General features: G+C 69.7%; 16 protein-coding genes and 1 pseudogene. 9 read left to right on the top strand and 8 right to left on the bottom strand.

The annotated features are described in order from the left end of the window. Positions 1 to 146: 146 nt before the first annotated feature. Positions 147 to 2177 (bottom strand): thioredoxin domain-containing protein, encoded by a 2031-nt coding sequence (locus ACGFNK_RS08895; RefSeq protein ID WP_393413367.1) that lies wholly within the window; start codon positions 2175 to 2177, stop codon positions 147 to 149. 190 nt (positions 2178 to 2367) lie between these two features. Between ACGFNK_RS08895 and ACGFNK_RS08890 the strand changes: the two genes are divergently transcribed. Continuing rightward, entirely contained in the window at positions 2368 to 5571 is a 3204-nt protein-coding gene (locus ACGFNK_RS08890) for an AAA family ATPase (RefSeq protein ID WP_393413365.1), read from the top strand. Between the two features lie 97 nt (positions 5572 to 5668). Here the strand turns inward: ACGFNK_RS08890 and ACGFNK_RS08885 are convergent, their stop codons facing one another. Together ACGFNK_RS08885 and mca are read right to left on the bottom strand one after the other, a co-directional pair. Next, positions 5669 to 5929 (bottom strand): hypothetical protein, encoded by a 261-nt coding sequence (locus ACGFNK_RS08885; protein WP_393413363.1) that lies wholly within the window; start codon positions 5927 to 5929, stop codon positions 5669 to 5671. 6 nt (positions 5930 to 5935) lie between these two features. Beyond that, positions 5936 to 6814: a mycothiol conjugate amidase Mca gene (gene mca, locus ACGFNK_RS08880; protein ID WP_386353683.1), complete on the bottom strand. Its 879-nt coding sequence runs from the start codon at positions 6812 to 6814 to the stop codon at positions 5936 to 5938. A gap of 124 nt (positions 6815 to 6938) precedes the next feature. Here mca and ACGFNK_RS08875 point away from each other — a divergent pair, with 124 nt between their 5' ends. Continuing rightward, positions 6939 to 7337, top strand: coding sequence for a DUF4307 domain-containing protein (locus tag ACGFNK_RS08875; protein ID WP_386353685.1), 399 nt, complete (start codon positions 6939 to 6941; stop codon positions 7335 to 7337). A 214-nt stretch (positions 7338 to 7551) separates the two neighbouring features. Continuing rightward, entirely contained in the window at positions 7552 to 8049 is a 498-nt protein-coding gene (gene greA / locus ACGFNK_RS08870; protein ID WP_393413360.1) for a transcription elongation factor GreA, read from the top strand. 73 nt (positions 8050 to 8122) lie between these two features. Here the strand turns inward: greA and ACGFNK_RS08865 are convergent, their stop codons facing one another. From ACGFNK_RS08865 to ilvA, 3 genes are all read right to left on the bottom strand, one after another. Then, positions 8123 to 8968, bottom strand: a complete 846-nt coding sequence (locus tag ACGFNK_RS08865; RefSeq protein WP_393413358.1) for an ABC transporter permease — start codon at positions 8966 to 8968, stop codon at positions 8123 to 8125. Continuing rightward, a complete protein-coding gene (locus ACGFNK_RS08860; protein WP_393413356.1) occupies positions 8965 to 10014 on the bottom strand; it encodes an ATP-binding cassette domain-containing protein in 1050 nt (349 codons plus the stop codon). The genes ACGFNK_RS08865 and ACGFNK_RS08860 overlap by 4 nt, the downstream gene beginning before the upstream one ends. Before the next feature lie 208 nt (positions 10015 to 10222). Next, positions 10223 to 11452 carry a threonine ammonia-lyase gene (gene ilvA / locus ACGFNK_RS08855; RefSeq protein ID WP_386353693.1) on the bottom strand — a complete coding sequence of 410 codons (1230 nt, stop codon included), beginning with the start codon at positions 11450 to 11452 and terminating at the stop codon, positions 10223 to 10225. A gap of 162 nt (positions 11453 to 11614) precedes the next feature. Between ilvA and ACGFNK_RS08850 the strand changes: the two genes are divergently transcribed. The 3 genes from ACGFNK_RS08850 (at position 11615) to ACGFNK_RS08840 (ending at position 13015) form a co-directional block, all read left to right on the top strand. Next, positions 11615 to 12127, top strand: a complete 513-nt coding sequence (locus ACGFNK_RS08850; RefSeq protein WP_393414382.1) for a MarR family winged helix-turn-helix transcriptional regulator — start codon at positions 11615 to 11617, stop codon at positions 12125 to 12127. A gap of 130 nt (positions 12128 to 12257) precedes the next feature. Continuing rightward, on the top strand, positions 12258 to 12767 hold the full coding sequence (locus ACGFNK_RS08845) for a sigma factor-like helix-turn-helix DNA-binding protein (RefSeq protein ID WP_393413354.1): 510 nt from the start codon (positions 12258 to 12260) through the stop codon (positions 12765 to 12767). Between the two features lie 5 nt (positions 12768 to 12772). Continuing rightward, positions 12773 to 13015, top strand: a complete 243-nt coding sequence (locus tag ACGFNK_RS08840; RefSeq protein ID WP_393414379.1) for a hypothetical protein — start codon at positions 12773 to 12775, stop codon at positions 13013 to 13015. 21 nt (positions 13016 to 13036) lie between these two features. On the opposite strand, the gene ACGFNK_RS08835 is transcribed toward ACGFNK_RS08840, so the two are convergent. Further along, the gene (locus ACGFNK_RS08835; protein ID WP_393413352.1) at positions 13037 to 14191 is read right to left on the bottom strand and encodes a cystathionine gamma-synthase; all 1155 of its coding nucleotides are present in this window, start codon (positions 14189 to 14191) and stop codon (positions 13037 to 13039) included. 142 nt (positions 14192 to 14333) lie between these two features. Between ACGFNK_RS08835 and ACGFNK_RS08830 the strand changes: the two genes are divergently transcribed. Next, complete coding sequence (locus ACGFNK_RS08830; RefSeq protein WP_393413350.1) at positions 14334 to 15455, top strand: hypothetical protein; 1122 nt, start codon at positions 14334 to 14336, stop codon at positions 15453 to 15455. Positions 15456 to 15695: 240 nt separating this feature from the next. Here the strand turns inward: ACGFNK_RS08830 and msrA are convergent, their stop codons facing one another. Beyond that, entirely contained in the window at positions 15696 to 16208 is a 513-nt protein-coding gene (gene msrA / locus ACGFNK_RS08825) for a peptide-methionine (S)-S-oxide reductase MsrA (protein WP_386353703.1), read from the bottom strand. 480 nt (positions 16209 to 16688) lie between these two features. Between msrA and ACGFNK_RS08820 the strand changes: the two genes are divergently transcribed. After that, positions 16689 to 17804 (top strand): AI-2E family transporter, encoded by a 1116-nt coding sequence (locus ACGFNK_RS08820; protein ID WP_393413348.1) that lies wholly within the window; start codon positions 16689 to 16691, stop codon positions 17802 to 17804. Positions 17805 to 17902: 98 nt separating this feature from the next. Continuing rightward, positions 17903 to 18066, top strand: a pseudogene (locus tag ACGFNK_RS08815) (DUF4291 family protein); the annotation flags it as partial. Between the last annotated feature and the right edge of the window lie 21 nt (positions 18067 to 18087).

Below are 18087 nucleotides of genomic sequence, written 5' to 3'. Positions count from 1 at the left end.
GTCTTTACGGCCCGTTTTCTGATGGTCGACCGGTGGCCGTACTGGCGGGCACGGGGGGGGTGGGGGCGCCGAAGCCATTGGCGGCGACGGAACCGGTGGCGGATCCGTTGCCCGACCCTCTCCGCCGAGGGAGCCTCCGGGAGGCGCTAAGAAACCAGCTTCTCCCGGAGGGACCCCGCATCCGTCACCGGTGCGTCGCAGGTGAACCGGCGGCAGACATACGCCGCCGGTTCGCCCTCGACCAGCGGGCGGTCGGCGAGGAGCGGGAGTTCGTCGCTGCCGGGGGTGCCCACCGCGACGACCGCGCCGGGGGCGGTGGCGAGGAGGGCCGTGCGGTGCAGTTCCCGCGTCGCCGGGGCGTCCGCCGGTCCGACCACGGCCACCTCCCGCGGCCCGTCGAGCAGGGCCTCCGCGGTCGCCAGCCCCCAGGCGATGAAGCGCGGAGCCCGCGGGCCGAGCGCCTTGACGACGCCCAACGCCCGTTCCGCGGCGACGCGATGGGGCTCGGCGCCGGTCTGGGCCGCGTAGCTCAACAGGGCACCGGCCGCCGCGCTCCACCCGGAGGGCGTGGCGCTGTCGGTCGGGTCCTGCGGGCGGCGGATCAGCTTCTCCGCGTCGGCGGCCGTGTCGTACAGGGCTCCCGACTCCTCGTCGACGAACCGCACCAGCACATGGTCGAGCAGGAACCCGGCGAACTCCAGCCAGACCCCCTCACCGGTCACCGAGGCGAGCGCCAGGAACCCCTCGGCAACATCCGCGTAGTCCTCCAGCACCCCCGCGTTCACACCGACCTGACCGTCCTTCGACGTACGGGCGAGCCGAGTCCGCTCGTCCAGATGCAGACGTACGAGAAGATCGGCTGCGCCCAGCGCGGCCTCCACAAGGTCGGGACGGTCGAAGTACGCACCGGTCTCCGCGAGGGCGGCGATCGCGAGCCCGTTCCAGGCGGCGACCACCTTGTCGTCACGGCCGGGAGCGGGCCGCTCTGCACGGGCCCGGCGGAGACGCTCCTTCACGGACTCGATCCGCTCGGCGTCGAACACGCCCTCCTGCTGCGGAAGTTGGAGAACGGAAGCACCCTCTTCGAAGGTGCCCTCCTCCGTCACGCCGAAGTACTGGGCAGCGAGCTCGGCGTCCTCGTCGCCGAGGACGTCGGCGAGCTGCCGAGGCGTCCACACGTAGTACGCGCCCTCGACATGCTTCCCGGTCCCGTCATCGCTGTCGGCGTCGAGCGCGGAGGCGAACCCGCCCTCGTTCGTACGGAGTTCGCGAACCATGAAGTCGGCGGTCTCCAGAGCGACACGACGCGCGAGATCGGAGCCGGTAGTCCGCCACAGGTGGGCGTACACACGGCACAGCAGCGCATTGTCATAGAGCATCTTCTCGAAGTGCGGCACGACCCACTCACGGTCCACGGAGTACCGCGCGAATCCGCCCCCGAGCTGGTCATAGATCCCACCGCGCGCCATCCGCTCACACGTGTCGCCGGCCATCTGCAACGCGCCCTCGGAACCGGTCCGGGCGTGATGCCGCAGCAGGAACTCGATGACCATGGACGGCGGGAACTTGGGCGCACCGCCAAAGCCGCCGCGCGCGGCATCGTACTCCCGGGTGAGCCCGAGCAGCGCCTGCGCGAGCTCCTCCTCACCGGGCACGGTCGTGTCCCCGTACGAGATCTCCCGCCCGGCGAGATCCCGCGCGATCTTCCCGGCGACCTCGGCAACCTCGTCCCGCCGGTCGGCCCAGGCACTGTGCACGCCCTCCAGCACCTGCCGGAAGGACGGCATGCCGTGCCGGGGCGCGGGCGGGAAGTACGTCCCGAAGTAGAACGGCTCGGCATCCGGAGTGAGGAACACGGTCATGGGCCAGCCGCCCTGCCCGGTCGCCGCCTGCACAGCCTCCATGTAGACGGCGTCCACGTCGGGGCGTTCCTCGCGGTCGACCTTGATGTTCACGAAGTGCGCGTTGAGGTAGTCGGCGGTCTCCTGGTCCTCGAACGACTCGTGAGCCATGACGTGACACCAGTGGCAGCTGCTATAGCCGACGCTCAGCAGCACCGGCACGCCACGCTTCCGCGCCTCCTCGAAGGCCTCGGCCGACCAGGGCCACCAGTCGACGGGGTTGTCGGCATGCTGGAGGAGGTACGGGGACGTCTCGTGAGCCAGTCGGTTCGGCATGAGGTCCATCCTGCCGCAGTACCCGGAATTCTCCCGACAAGCCGCACTCCGGCCGCCCCATACGGAACCCGCCCCGTTCACCCCCCCCGTACGGCACCGGCCCGCTTCTGTGATCGCCGCCCTCTCGCGCCGAAGTGCCGTCCGCAGGACACTTGACCGGAAAGCCATTGCTGGCGGAGGGGGACCTGACATGCGGGACAGCCATCGGGCTGAAGCCGAGCGGCTGTTGGCCCGGGCCGTGGAGGAGGAGGTTCGGCGGTCGGGCGGGCGGACCGACGGGAGTGTGCTGCTGTCGCGGGCGCGTGGGGCGCTGGACGCCATCGCGGGGACGGCGGCGGAGGAGTACGAGACGTACACGAAGGCGCTGGACGAGGCTGAGGCGGGCCGGCTGACGTTCGGGCAGCGGTATGCGCGTGAGGGTGCCGGGACCCCCCTGCTGGTCGCGGTCGTTGCCGCCGTCGCGGCTTGTGTGGCGGATCTGGCGCTCGGCACGAATGCGGGGACGGCGCTCGGTGCCGGAGCCGTGGTCGGTGTGGCGGGCGCCGCGGCGACTGTGGCGAAGGTGACCGCTTCGCATCTGCCGGCCGCGAGTCGCCGGGCCGGGGCTCTGGGGCAGCCGGGTGGGCCGGAACAGTTGCGGCTGCAGTGGCTGACGGCGCTGGAGGTGCGTGGTATCCGCCCGTTCCTGGACCAGCAGCGGGTGCTCAGCGCGTCGACCGGTCCGAAGCGGCAGGCGCCGCAGCTGCGGCGCACGGACAAGAGCGCGGCGGCGCGCAGACGCAGTGTCCTGGAGCGGTCCTTCGATCAACTCCCGGAGCCGGAGGGCCCGTTCGCGGGTCGCAGGCAGGAGCTGGGGCGGGTGGCGCAGTGGGTGCACGCGGCCCGCGCGAGTACGGAGACCAAGCCGACGGTGGTCGTACTGCACGGCGCGCCGGGCTCGGGCCGCAGCACGCTCGCCATCCGTGCGGCGCACGCGCTGAAGGACCAGTTCCGGGGCGCGTGCGTGGTCGACCTGCGCGGCGACAGTACGGACGAGCCGCCGCTGTCCACCCGTGACGCCCTGCTGCACCTGCTCAACCGGCTCGGCGCGTCCCGGGAGCAGTTGCTGTTCCGGGAGCGTTCCTCGCCGGACCAGCAGGTGCGGCGGCTGAGCGAGCTGTACCACCAGCATCTGACGGGCCTGCCGGTGACGATCGTGCTGGACGACGCGAGCGACGCGGAGCAGGTACGGACCCTTGTGCCCGAGCGCTCCGACAGCCTCGTCGTGGTCACGGCGCGCAAGCCGCTCGATCTGCCCGCCGATCTCCCCGCCTGGGTGCACCAGCTTCCCGTGGAAGCCCTGGACTCGGCGGGCGCCGAGGAGTTGCTGAAGGCCGCGGCGCAGGACGCCTCGGGTCCGTACGACGCCGAATCCTGCGACCGGGTGCGGGAGTTGTGCGGCGGCCTGCCTCTGGCGCTGCGGATCGCGGGCTCCTCACTCGGCCCGCGTACGCATCGTCAGCTGGCCACGGATCTCGATGCGTACGGTCCGGTCGAGCCGGTCGAACGTGTGCTGTGGCTTCGCTACAGCGACCAGTCGGACACGGCCCGGCGGCTGCTGCGGCGTCTGGCGCTGGCGGGCCGCGCCTCCCTGGGTGCCGCGGCGGCGGCCGCCCTGCTGGCGACGGACGAGGCGGAGGCGACCCGGCATCTGGAGGCGCTGTCGCGGGCCGGTCTCGTTGATCATGTACGGGGCAGCCGTTACCGTCTGCACGATCTCGTCCGTGCCTTCGCGCAGGCCCGCCTGCTGGACGAGGAGGAGCCGGCGGAGCGTACGGCCGCGCAGGAACGACTCATCGTGAACTACGGCGAGTTGGCGGACTCGGTGATCCGTCTGGTCGACGGCAAGACGTCGACGCGCGCGGACACGGTCGGCCCGCACGGCTTCACCTCGCTGGACGCTGCGCTGCGCTGGCTGGACGACGAGTCGAGCTTCATCACGGCGGCGCTGCGGCACGCGGAGGGCGTGGACCAGGCGGCCGTACTGAATCTGCTCGGCGCGCTGTGCGACTACTGCCTGCTGCGCGGTGACCTCTACCGGCTGGGCGAGATCAGCGAGCTGACGCAGGCGGTGGACCAGGGGCTGCTGGTGCGTTCGGTCCAGTGGCGTACGGGTATCGCGGCCCGCCAGCTCGGCGAGCTCGACAAGGCGCGTACGCAGCTCGCTTCGGTGGTCGACCTCTACTTCGAGGCGCATCATGACGCGGGCGCGGCAAGGGCGTTGTGTTCGCTCGGCATCACGCTCCACCACCAGGGCAATCTCTCCGAGGCGGCGGCGAAGCTCCAGGAGGCCATGGACCTGCAGGCCTCTCCCGCCCTCGCGGCGGACCGCGCCTGGACGATGCACGCGCTGGCGGCGGTGGAGCGGGACCGGGCCCGTCTCGCCACGGCCCTGGATCTCCTCACCCAGGCGCTGGTCCTGCACCGCCAGGGCGAGTCCTTGCACGGTGAGGCCTGGGCGCACTTCCAGCTCGGCCAGCTGGGTCTGCGCATGGGCGACGTACCGCGTGCGGAGGCGGAACTCCGTGAGGCCCTCGATCTGTACGGCCGCACCCGTGACCCCCGCGGCGAGGCCTGGGCCCTGACCCAGCTGGCCCGCGCTCGCCTGGTGGACGGCGACCCGTCCTCCGCCATGGACGGCCTCCGTCAGGCGATCTCCCGCCACCGTGACAACGAGGACGCGCGGGGCGAGGCGTGGACGGTGTACTACCTGGGCCAGGCCCTGGAGGAGTCGGGCAACCTGGACCAGGCGGTGCGGGAACTGGAGCGTTCACGGACGATGTTCTCCCGTATCCGGGACGTGTACGGCCTGGCGTGCGCCCGTCACCACTCGGCCCGGGCGACCCGCGACCAACGGGCGGCCCAGACGGGCTCGTTGCGCAACTCCGGCTTCGCCCGCCAGCTCCTGGTGGACGCCCGGGCGGACTTCCAGCGCATCGGCGTCGCCCACGGCGAGGCGTGGACGTGCCTGGAGCTGGCCGTGGTGGACGCGGGCAACGCCCGTACGCAGTCCGCCCTTGCGCTGTGCGACGAGGCGGCGAGCCTGTTCGCGTCGTACGGCGACCGGCGGGGCGAGGACTGGGCCCGCTTCCTGCGCTGCACCCTGCTCCCCTACGCCTCCCCGGGCGGCATCGAGGTCGGAACAGCCGTGGCCCAGGAGGAGCTGACGCAGCTCTCCCGCACCAACCACCCGTCCCGCGACGGAAAGCTCGACGACTACATCGAGGCCTATCAGCTGCTGCTGGAACGGGGTGTCGACCTGGACGCGGGCTGGCAGGCGTGGCGCCTGGGGATGGTGCCGAGCCGGCATGCGCGGGAAGTCATGGGGGTGGCGGTGGCGGCTCGGTCTTCGTAGGGGCGGGTCGATCTTGGGTGGGGACGGCTCAGGGACTTCATGACACCCGTGGGTGCCATGAAGCGGTGCCGTTGCCCCAGCCCATGCCGCTGAGCTCTCAGCCCTTGGCGGGCGAGGCCTTCCCCCCGGAACCGGCCTTCTTGTCGGAGGCGTCCCCCTTCGGGTCCCTCTCCTCCTCGAAGTCGACCTTCCCCATGTGCCGGCTCATCGACTTCATAAGCCCCCATACCGCCACCGCCATCACCGCGAAGACGATGAAGCCGAGGACGCCAGGGGTCACCTTGTCCTTGTCGACCTCTGCCGCGAGGGGGACAAGGTGCGTCATTGCCAGGCTTGCGCTTGCGCTCATGTCAGGCATTGTCCCTCAGGGCTGCCGGACGCCCGCGAAGAGGTCGTCCTCGGGGAGGGAAGTATCGACGAGGGACTTCGCGAGCTCGTACTCCTCGGTCGGCCAGACCTCCTTCTGGATCTCCATCGGGACGCGGAACCAGCCCCCGTCGGGGTCGATCTGCGTGGCGTGTGCGATCAGGGCCTTGTCGCGGATCTCGTAGAAGTCGGCGCACGGGACGTGCGTCGTCAGCGTGCGCTCGGCGCGCATGAACTCGTCCCAGCGCTTCAGCCAGTCCCCGTACGGGGACTCCATGCCGCGCTCCAGCAGCGCGTTGTGCAGCGCCTCGGTGCGCGGGCGGTTGAAGCCCTGGTTGTAGTAGAGCTTCTGCGGCTGGTAGGCGGGGCCGAACTCCGACTCCGGGTACTTCTCGGTGTCCGCCGCCCCCTCGAACGCCACCATCGAGATCTTGTGGGTCATGATGTGGTCGGGGTGCGGATAACCGCCGTTCTCGTCGTAGGTGGTGATCACCTGCGGGCGGAAGGAGCGGATCTTGCGGACCAGCTCACCCGCCGCCTTGTCGACGTCCTCCAGCGCGAAACAGCCCTCCGGCAGCGGCGGCAGCGGGTCGCCCTCGGGCAGTCCCGAGTCGACGAAGCCGAGCCACTCCTGCTTGACGCCGAGGATCTCGCGGGCCTCGTCCATCTCCTTCTTGCGTACCTCGTGGATGTTCTCCTCGACGTACTTGTCGCCCTGAAGCTTCGGATTGAGGATGGAGCCGCGCTCCCCGCCCGTGCAGGTCACGACCAGCACGTCCACCCCCTCGGACACGTACTTCGCCATGGTGGCCGCGCCCTTCGACGACTCGTCGTCGGGGTGGGCGTGTACGGCCATCAGTCGCAGCTGGTCAGTCAAATCACAATCCTCGTCAGTCGGCGCCCCAGTGTGTATGGGGGCGATCGGCGGCTTCTATAGTGACCGAAATCGGGGGCGAAAAATTCCGGGGTCCCGCTTTTTGCGCCCGGCAGAGAGGACGATCATGAGTACGGCGAGTACGCAGCTGCCCGAGGGCCGCTACGGCCGCTCCGCGGACGAGCGCGCCGACCGCAAACTCAAGATCATCGGCAGTGTCCTGGGGGTCGCTCTCCTCGTCCTCATCGGCTGGTTCGCCTACTACTACGTGGGCGGCAACAAGATCAGCGCCGAAATGATCTCCTTCGACACCTCCGCCGACTCGGTCAAGGTGCACCTGGAGGTGCGCAAGGACGCGGACGTCGAGGGCTACTGCACCATCCGCTCGCAGGCCGAGGACGGCGCCGAGGTGGGCCGTCACGACTTCACCTTCGACCAGAACGCCACGCGCATCGACAAGGTCGTCACGCTGCGTACGACGTCCCCGGGCACCACGGCGGAGCTGCTCGGCTGCTACGCCGACTGACCGTGGGCTCGGTGCGCACCGGTGGCGCCGGGGCTCGATCCGTTCGCGCCGACCGGAATACGTAGGCACTGACCTGCGTTGATGCGATTCTGATGGCTTATGTCCTCCCCCTTCGCCCGCTGAATTGTTAGGCTCGTGGTTTCGCCCTCCCCTGGAGGAACATTCTTCTGGGTAGGGCGATGCTTTGTATTCCCAGTACCGACGAGGAGCACCTGTGACCCAGACCAGCGAGAACGTCACCTGGCTGACCCAGGAGGCGTACAACCAGCTGAAGGCCGAGCTGGAGTACCTGTCTGGTCCTGCGCGCACGGAGATCGCCGCCAAGATCGCGGCCGCGCGCGAGGAGGGCGACCTGCGCGAGAACGGCGGGTACCACGCGGCCAAGGAGGAGCAGGGCAAGCAGGAGCTCCGGGTGCGCCAGCTGACCCAGCTCCTTGAGAACGCGAAGGTCGGCGAGGCGCCGGCGGCCGATGGTGTGGTCGCGCCCGGCATGGTCGTCACCATCGCCTTCGACGGTGACGAGGACGACACGGTGACGTTCCTGCTCGCCTCGCGCGAATACGCGAGCGCGGACATCGAGACCTACTCGCCGCAGTCCCCGCTGGGCTCCGGCGTGAACGGCAAGAAGGTCGGCGAGGACGCCCAGTACGAACTGCCGAACGGCAAGCTCGCCTCAGTGAAGATCCTCGAGGCCAAGCCGTACACAGCCTGAGTCTGACCTGAGCCCCCGGCCGAGGCCTCCCTCGCGCCGGGGGTTTCCTCGTGGCCGGGGGTTTCCTCCTGCGTCACGCCGTCGCCGAGCGGTACTTCCGCACAGCCAGCGTCCGGAATATGACGATGATCGCGATCGAGTAGATCATCGAGGCCCAGACCGGGTGCTGCATGGGCCAGGCTTCCGACTGCGAGACTCCCGGGTTGCCGAACAGCTCGCGGCAGGCCTGCACCGTGGCGCTGAACGGGTTCCAGTCGGCGACATGACGCAGCCAGGGCGTCATCTGGCCGGTGTCCACGAACGCATTCGAGACGAACGTGACCGGGAAGAGCCAGATCAGCCCGCCGGAGGTGGCCGCCTCCGGCGTCCGCACAGAGAGGCCTATCAGTGCGCCGATCCAGGTGAACGCGTACCCGGCCAGGAGCAGCAGCCCGAAGGCACCGAGCACCTCACCGGCATTGGTGTGGGTGCGCCAGCCGACCAGCAGGGCGACGACGGCCAGCACGAGGAGCGTGAGCGCCGTCTGTACCAGGTCGGCGAGCGTGCGGCCGGTCAGGACGGCTCCGCGCGCCATGGGCAGGGAGCGGAAGCGGTCGATGAGCCCCTTGTGCATGTCGTCGGCGATGCCCGCTCCGGCGCCCGCGGTGGCGAAGGTGACGGTCTGCGCGAAGATGCCGGCCATCAGGAACTCGCGGTACGTGCCCGGGTCGTTGGAGCCCGCGATGGTCATGGAGCCGCCGAACACGTAGCTGAACAGCACCACGAACATGATCGGCTGGATGAGCCCGAAGATCACCATCTCGGGGATGCGGCTCATCCGGATGAGGTTGCGCTGGGCGACGACCAGGGAGTCCCGCACGGACTGGCCGATGGCACTCCCCGGCTGTGCGACGCGCACAGTGTCGCTGACGACACTCATGAAGCGGCCTCCTTCTTGGCCTTGTCCTTGTCCTGCACCGGCTCCTGCTTCGCCTTGGCCTTGCGGCCCTTGGCGTCCTGCACCCCGCCGTTCTCCTCGTCCTCCGTCTCGGCGTGGTGTCCCGTCAGGGAGATGAAGACGTCGTCGAGGGTGGGGCGGCGCAGGCCGATGTCGTCGATCTCGATGCCGCGGGTGTCGAGCTCGCGGATGACCTCCGCCAGGAGCTTCGCACCGCCGGTGACGGGCACGGTCAGCTTGCGCGTGTGCTCCTCGACGGTCGTCTCCCCCTTGCCGAAGCCCCGCAGCACCTCGGACGCGGTGGCTATGTGCTCGCGCTCGTGGACGACGACCTCTACGCGCTCGCCGCCGGTCCGCGCCTTGAGCTGGTCGGAGGTGCCGCGGGCGATGACGCGGCCGTGATCCACGACGCAGATGTCGTGGGCGAGGTGGTCGGCCTCTTCGAGGTACTGGGTGGTCAGCAGCAGGGTCGTACCGCCGGAGACCAGTCGCTTGATGACCTCCCAGAGCTGCTGGCGGTTGCGCGGGTCGAGGCCGGTGGTCGGCTCGTCCATGAACATGACCGGCGGCGAGACGACGAGCGCCGCCGCGAGGTCGAGCCGGCGTCGCATGCCGCCGGAGTACGTCTTGGCGGGGCGGTCGGCGGCGTCGGCGAGATTGAACTGCTCGAGCAGCTCGCCCGCCCGCACCTTCGCGTCCTTCGCCTTCATCTGGTAGAGCCGGCCGACCATCTGGAGGTTCTCGCGGCCGGTCAGATACTCGTCGACCGCGGCGAACTGGCCGGACAGGCCGATCGAGCGCCGCACTTCGTTGGGGTTCTTGAGCACGTCGATGCCTGCGACGACCGCCTTGCCCCGGTCGGGGCGCAGCAGCGTGGTCAGGCAGCGGACCGCGGTGGTCTTGCCCGCGCCGTTCGGCCCGAGCAGGCCGAGCACGGTGCCCTCCGGGACATCGAAATCGACGCCGTCCAGAGCCCTTACGTCACCGAAGGTCTTCACTAGGCCTTCGGCATAGATGGCGCCTGGCATGTGAGTTCTCCACGTCGTTGGGGTTACTTCGGAAATACTGGGTTTGCGCGCTTGGTCCTGCCATGAGTGACAACAGACACACCATAACGCGATGTATCGTGTCTCTCAACGGAATTTCCCAGCCTGTGGACAACTGGGGGTCCTGACCTCGCGGCCGGTCTCACGGACTACCCGCCTGACGGACTGCGGTCCGCCGGACCGCCGGGCGTCAGTCGATGACCGTGTAACCGGCCTTGCGCAACGCCTGACCCACCTCGGCGCAGTGCTCCGGACCCTTCGTCTCCAGGTGCAACTCCACCTCCGCCTCTGTGAGCCCGAGCCGCGGATCGGTCCGTACGTGACTCACATCGAGGACGTTAGCGTCCACCACTGACAACACCCCGAGGAGTGTGGCCAGGGCGCCGGGACGGTCCGTCAGCCGCAGCCGGACCTGGAGGTAGCGGCCGCCCGCGGCCATGCCGTGCCGCAGGATGCGCTGCATCAGCAACGGGTCCACGTTGCCGCCGGAAAGTACCGCCACGACCGGCCCCTCGAACTCCTCGGGCGTGCTCAGCAGCGCCGCGACGGGGCTCGCGCCGGCCGGCTCGGCGACCAGCTTGGCCCGCTCCAGACACAGCAACAGTGCGCTGGACAAGGCGTCCTCGGAGACCGTACGGACCTCGTCCACCAGGTCGCCGACGATCCGGAACGGCACGTCGCCGGGACGCCCCACCTTGATGCCGTCGGCCATCGTCGCCGGGTTGTCGATCGACACCGGGCGCCCAGCCGCCAGCGAGGGCGGGTACGCCGCCGCGCCCGCCGCCTGCACGCCCACGATCCGCACGTCGGGCCGCAGCGACTTCACGGCGATCGCGATGCCCGCGGCGAGACCGCCGCCACCGATCCCGACGACGATCGTGCGCACCTCGGGGCACTGCTCCAGGATCTCCAGGCCGACCGTGCCCTGGCCCGCGATGATGTCGGGGTGGTCGAAGGGGTGGATGAACACGGCGCCCGTCTCGGCCGCGTACTCCTGCGCGGCGGCCAGCGTCTCGTCGACCACCGTGCCGTGCAGTCGCACCTCGGCGCCGTAGTGGCGGGTCGCGGCGACCTTCGGCAGCGGGGCGCCGGTCGGCATGAACACCGTGGAGCGCACTCCGAGCAGCGAGGAGGCCAGGGCCACACCCTGGGCGTGGTTGCCTGCGCTCGCCGCGACGACACCCGCGGCGCGCTCCTCGGGAAGCAGTCCGGCGATCCGCACGTACGCGCCCCGCAGCTTGAACGAACCCGTCCGCTGGAGGTTCTCGCACTTGAAGTGCACGGGCGCGCCCACCAGCCCGGACAGATGCCTGCTGCCCTCCATGGCGGTCACCCGCGCCACGCCCGCGAGCATCTTCTGGGCGCCGCGCACATCGTCGAGGGTCACCGTCGGCAAGGAGTCAGCCGTGCTGTAGCTCATGACCACCAGTCTCGCAGCTCACGCCACGCCCCACGGGCCGTGACCAAGGTCCCGTACAGGTTTGCGCAGCGCCGGTACGCCCCGCCCCCCGTCCGCGTACTCTGTCCCCCAACCCAGCCCCACGCATGAATAGAGCCCCCGGCCATGCCCACAACACCAGAAATGTCGATGGACATGACGACCGTCGGTGACACCGGTCTTCTCGAATCGCTCCAGCACGAGGTGGCGGTGTTCGCCCGCCGTGCAGAACAGACCCGGCTCGGCGGGGTCGGGCAGGTCCGCAACTCCATGGACCGCGCCGCGTATCTGCTGCTCAACCGCCTCGACAAGGAGGGCCCGATGGGCGTCAAGGCGCTCGCCGCGAGCATGGGCATCGACTCGTCGACGGTCACCCGTCAGGTCGCGCCGCTCGTGGACACCGGGCTCGTCAAGCGCACCTCGCACCCGGAGGACGGGCGGGCCGTGGTGCTCCAGCTGTCGCCGCGCGGGCTCTCCCGCCTGGAGGAAGTCCGCTCCTCCAGGCGGCAGTTGATGGCCGAACTCACCGAGGACTGGGCACCGGAGGAGCGGGAGGCGTTCTGCAGGCTCCTCACGCGTTTCAACGGCGCGCTGTCCACCCGGATGGCCGCGGCATCGGTGGAAGGGGCCTCCGTAGAGGCGCCCTCGCCCTCCTGACCGCCCCCGCATCGCGTCGGCCTCTTGACCAAGGGGCCGTGCCTGGCCTCAGATGAGATCGGGTCCCTGTAGTACGCGACTCTCCTCGCCGTACACCCTGGGGCCCGGTTTCCCAGAGTCGGGAGGCGCGGTGCGAGAACGGCAGGCGTTCCAAGGTGCCCGCCGGGCCCGGGAGTTCGAGGCATTTGTCGCGGGCGCGGCAGGGCGGCTGCTGCATGCGGCCACACTTCTCACGGCGGAGTCGTCGGACGACAACCCGCGCGCGCGGCGCCTGCTCACGGCGTCCCTGGCCCATACGTACGCCTCCTGGGACCGGCTGCGCGGCGAGGACCCGTACGACCGCACCCGGCAGCAACTGGCGGTGCGCTTCGCTCGCGGGGCCTGGCATCAGTACGGCGCCCTGGGCTGGTCCCACCTTCGTGGCCGGCCGAACGCCGGCGGCGTACTGCACCGTCTCGCTCCCCAGGAGCGGCTGATTCTGGTCCTGCGCTTTTTCGAGGGCGTGGCCGAGGAGCAGACGGCGGCGCTGCTGGGGCTGCCCCTGGAGCGCGTACAGGCGATCGGTGCCCGCGCGATGGCGAACCTGCTGCATCCGCCGCGTGAGGCGGCTCCGGCGGTGGCGAAGGTGGTGCCGTCGTGAGCCCGATGGGCCGCAGGGAGGACGCCGTCCGCCGCATCCTGGAGGACGCGCCGCCCTCCGTACCGCCCAACCTGCACGCGGACGTCGTGCGGCGCGGCAGCCGCATGCTGCGCCGACAGAAGGCAGCACGGCGGCTGCTGTGGCTGCTGCTGTTCGCGGCCGCCGTGGCCTTCGTGGTGTGGGCGTCGATGGCCCGGCCGTGGGTGGAGCCGCCGTCGGAGGTGACTCCACCACTCACCGGCTGGTAGGCCTCACCGGTCGGCAAGCGCTCAGCCCAGGGCCTGTGTGAGGTCCTGGAGGAGGTCATCGACGTTTTCGATGCCTACGGAGAGGCGTACGAGATCGGCGGGCACCTCGAGTGCCGAGCCGGCCGCGGAGGCGTGTGTCATGCGCCCCGGGTGCTCGATCAGGGACTCGACGCCGCCCAGGGACTCGCCCAGGGTGAACACCTTGGCGCGGTTGCAGACCTCCACGGCCGCCTCCTCACCGCCCGCGACCTGGAAGGAGACCATGCCACCGAACGCCTTCATCTGCTTGGCGGCAACCTCGTGCCCAGGGTGCTCCGCAAGGCCCGGGTACAGAACACGCGTCACGCGCGCGTGCCTGCTGAGCATTTCGGCGACCTTGGCGGCGTTCTCGCTGTGCCGGTCCATCCGTACGGCGAGCGTCTTGATGCCGCGCAGCACCAGCCAGGAGTCGAAGGGGCCTGCGACCGCGCCCATCGCGTTCTGGTGGTACGCCAGTTCCTCGCCCAGCCCCTCGTCGTTCACGACGAGCGCGCCGCCCACAACGTCCGAGTGGCCGCCCATGTACTTGGTCAGCGAGTGCACCACGATGTCCGCGCCGAGCGCGAGCGGCTGCTGGAGGTAAGGGCTGGCGAAGGTGTTGTCGACGACCAGCCTGGCGCCCGCCTCGCGGGCGATCTGGGCGACCGCGGCGATGTCGGTGATGCCGAGGAGCGGATTGGACGGCGTCTCCACCCAGACGATCTTGGTCTTGGGGGTGACGGCGGCCCGTACGGCGCCGGGATCGCTGGTGTCGGCGACCGACCATTCCACCCCCCACCGGGAGACGACCTTCGCGAAGAGGCGGAACGTACCGCCGTACGCGTCGTTGGGGATGACCACGTGGTCGCCGGGGCTGAGCAGCGTACGCAACAGGCAGTCCTCGGCCGCCAGTCCGGACGCGAACGCGAGTCCGCGGCGACCGCCCTCCAGGGCGGCGAGGTTCTCCTCCAGGGCCGTCCTGGTCGGATTGGCGCTGCGGCTGTACTCGTAGCCGCCGCGCAGCCCGCCGACGCCGTCCTGCTTGTAGGTCGAGACCTGGTAGATCGGCGGGACGACCGCGCCGGTGAGGGGATCGGCGGTGTTCCCCGCATGGATCGCCACGGTTTCGAAGTGCTGGCTGATGTGCCTGTCGCTCATGGGCACCGAGGGTAGTGCGCCCGCGCGGAATGTGACGGCGGGAGGCCGTGGCAGGGCCGGGACGGCGGTGCGACCGACGGTTTTCCACAGGAACTGCCGACCAGGTTGGCCAATTGTCGGACGCGTCTGGTTCGCTTGAGACATGGAGATTCTCTGGGTCCTGATGGCGCTGGTCATGATGGGCTTCGTCCTCGGGCCGATCTTGATGCGCAGGCGTGCCGGTGGTATCCAGCAGGTCGCTCCCGGCGACCCGGACGCCGCCGACCCGGCGAACTACGGCTTCCTGCGCCAGGAGGAGCTGGACATCCGCATGCCCGGCCCCGACCAGGACCTGCTGGAGGTCCTGGACCTGGTGCAGCGCAGCCAGGACTACCGGGGAGCGTCGCAGCTCCTCGCCGGTACGGAGACGGACGGCGAGCTGCGCTGGCAGCGCGTGCAGGCCTTCGCGGGCGCCGCGTCACTGGAGCTGCACCAGCGCCCCGGCGGGGTCAGCGAGAGCCCCGGCGGGCAGTGGCTGCGGGTCTGGCGGGCCGAGAAGCCCAAGGACGCGGGCGGCGCGGCCGTGCACGCGGAGTTCCTGGTGCAGCAGGCGTGGCGTACGTCGACACCGGGCACGGACGAGTTCCGGATCATCATGGAGGAGGCGAAGTCGGCCTGCGACGACGCGGCGCTGCTCTCCCCCGGTGACCCGATCCCGTACATCATCGAGCTCTCCGTGGCACGCGGACTGGCGTATCCACAGGCGGAGTTCGAAAAAGTCTGGCTGAAGATCCTCGACCGCGCTCCCGCGCACATGGGAGCGCATCTGGCGGCGCTGCACTACTGGTGCGAGAAGTGGCACGGCTCACGCGAGCTGGCGTACGCCTTCGCGGAAGCCGCGGCAGCGCGCGCCCCGCAGGGGTCCCTGCTCGCGGCGATGCCCCTCTTCGCGGTCTTCGAGCACCTGCCGGAGGTCAACCTCGTCCAGGGCTTCTACCAGAGCGAGGTCGTCACCAAGGCGATCCACGGCGCGCTCTACGCGGTGCACGCGGCCCGCCCGGACGATCCGATGCTCGCCCACGTACGCCATCTCCTGGTGTTCTTCCTCGTGCGCGGCGAGCGCTGGGCCGAGGCGATGAACCAGCTGGTGCATGTCGACGGCCACGTAGGGGCGCTGCCGTGGACGCTGACGCCGGACCCGGCGGCGGACTACGCGGTGTACCGGGCGCTGGCGGTCGCGGGATACGAGGCGAACGGAGGGAACCCGGCGACGCTGCCGCGCTGATAGCCCAGTTGGAATTCCGGACGGGCCCGTACGTTCACTCACTGGACCCATCGCCGAGGGACCTCGCGAATCGGCTCGGTGAACCGTTCGAGATGAACTGGATGAACTGGGGAGCTTCCTGCCCGACCGGCGTCGCCACGACGGGCGGCTGAGACGCACGGCTTCAGCACTGCGGGCCCTGACTGGCCCGGCGCAGAGCTTCGGCCAGTCACCTCCGCCTTCCGCCGGGCCGCCTCGTGTTCAGCCCTCCGCGCGGGCGGGCAGCCTCCATCCCGGGCGCGGGAAGTGGCAGGTGTAGCCGTCCGGGTAACGCTGCAGGTAGTCCTGATGCTCAGGCTCGGCCTCCCAGAAGGGGCCGACCGGCTCCACCTCGGTGACGACTTTGCCCGGCCACAGTCCGGAGGCGTCCACATCCGCGATCGTGTCCTCGGCGATCCGCTTCTGCTCGTCATCCACGTAGTAGATCGCTGAGCGGTAGCTGAGGCCGATGTCGTTGCCCTGGCGGTTCTTGGTGCTCGGGTCGTGGATCTGGAAGAAGAACTCCAGGATCGTACGGAAATCGGTCCTCTCAGGGTCGAAAAGGATTTCAATGGCCTCCGCGTGCGTGCCATGGTTACGGTACGTCGCGTTCGGCACGTCACCCCCGGTGTATCCGACCCGGGTCGCCGTCACGCCCGGGAGTCGGCGGATCAGGTCCTCCATCCCCCAGAAGCATCCGCCCGCCAGCACGGCCCTCTGCGTCTGCGCAGCCATTGCGGCCCTCCAATATCTGTCAGCTCGGTCACTCGGGCTACTCGGCTCGCATACCATCTGCACCCCATGCCCACTCTGCTCAACGCGCGAGGGTTCCAGGCGATTCCGTGCCTGTCCAAACGGCACTGCGGTCGCCGGTCACCGCGAGGAGCGCACCGACCTGTTGGCGTGGTGGTGCTGCGGCACCGGGAGCTTTGCCCGACGGATGTCGCGCCGGCGCTGGAGGTGGCGGACAAGTGGCCGCGGCACTCCATCCCACGCTTCAAGAGGACGGCAGTAGCACCGGCAAGGGACGTCGCGCTACGGCCACCTCGCGCACAAGGTTCGCCGGCGCCGGTGTCTCCTGCACCTGCGAGCCCTGACAAGACGGGCGTCACTCCGGCCCCTCAAGTGCGCGACGTAGCACCAGTGCTCTCGAGTCGGCGCACAGCAGCGCGGACCTGCATACCAGTGTGACTTGAGTGCCAATAGGGTGAGCGCGTGACTGCCACGCTGAGTTCCACGAAAACCCGCGCCGCGCTCCGCACATCGGCGCGTGTATCCGCAGAGTTGCTGTTGGTATTGCTGATGCTCACGGTGACCCTGTGGGTTGTGGGCCGGATGTGGTCAGTCGTCTGGCCGCTGGTACTCGGCCTGCTTCTCACCACACTGACCTGGCCCCTGACTCGTTTCCTGCGTAGTCGCGGGTGGAAACCCGCCCTCGCCGCGTCGGTCGTGACCGTGTTGTTCCTCCTGGTCGCCGCAGGCGCCGTGGCGTTGATCGCAGTACCGGTGGCATCCCAGTCCGGCGAGCTGACCGACGGCGTGGTCGAAGGCATCCAGAAGCTGCGCGAGTGGGCCGCCGGCCCGCCGTTGAACATCGGGGACGCCCAGATAAACAAGGCTTTCGACACCGCGGTCGCCCGGGCTCAGGACGGCCTCGGCAGCATGGTCACCACTGTCGTCACGGGAGTGAGCACCGTGGTCAACGGCGTGGTCACCGCCGTCCTGGCACTCTTCCTGATGTTCTTCTTCCTCAAGGACGGCCCACGGTTCCTGCCGTGGCTTGCCCGTCAGCTGCCCGGTCGGCTCGCCACCGACGTCCCGACCGTGGCCGCGCGCGGCTGGGACACCCTGGGCTCGTTCGTGCGTTCCCAGGCGGCCGTCGGCCTGCTCGACGCCGTCCTGATCGGCCTGGGCCTGTGGGTTCTGGGGGTACCGCTGGTGCTCCCGCTGGCGGTGCTGACCTTTGTCTCCGCGTTCGTGCCGATCATTGGCGCCCTGTTCGCCGGTTTCGTCGCGGTTCTTATTGCGCTGGTCTCGAACGGCCTGACGGACGCGCTGATCGTGCTGGCCATCATCGTCGTGGTGCAGCAGCTCGAGGGCAACGTGTTCCAGCCCATGATCCAAAGTCGTGGGCTTGGTCTCCATGCAGCCGTGATCCTGCTGGCGGTGACGTTGGGCGGCAGTCTGGTCGGCATCGTGGGCAGTCTGCTCGCCGTACCGATCGCCGCACTGATCGCGGTGGTCTGGAACTACGTGCGCGAGCAACTCAGCGACCCGTCACAGGAACCGGGGACCGACGGGTCGGACACCGGCGCCGTCGTCCTGTCATAGCGGGGCTGCGTTCGGCCACCCGGCCGGCGCTGCAGGATCGCCGCTCGCGGACGGTACTCGAAAATCAGTGGCCACCACCCGAACCGGCCGACCCCAGGCTGTACGCCACGGAAGAACCGCAACGCGGGATCCGTGCGGCCTACGCGAAATCCACGATCACCGTCTACCAGGCGTACTCCCCAGAAATCGGCCTGCCCGCAACCGGGAGGGCCGCTTCACCGTTGAGTGGAAGCGGGACCGGATGACGTGGGTCTACCCGTCTGGCCCCAGCTGCGGTGACGTT

Origin of the sequence: Streptomyces sp. NPDC048825 (genome assembly GCF_043198355.1) — a bacterium.
GTDB classification, from domain to species: domain Bacteria; phylum Actinomycetota; class Actinomycetes; order Streptomycetales; family Streptomycetaceae; genus Streptomyces; species Streptomyces xiangluensis.
Note: the sequence above shows the minus strand (reverse complement) of the source record. Positions and strands in the feature narration are given on the sequence as shown.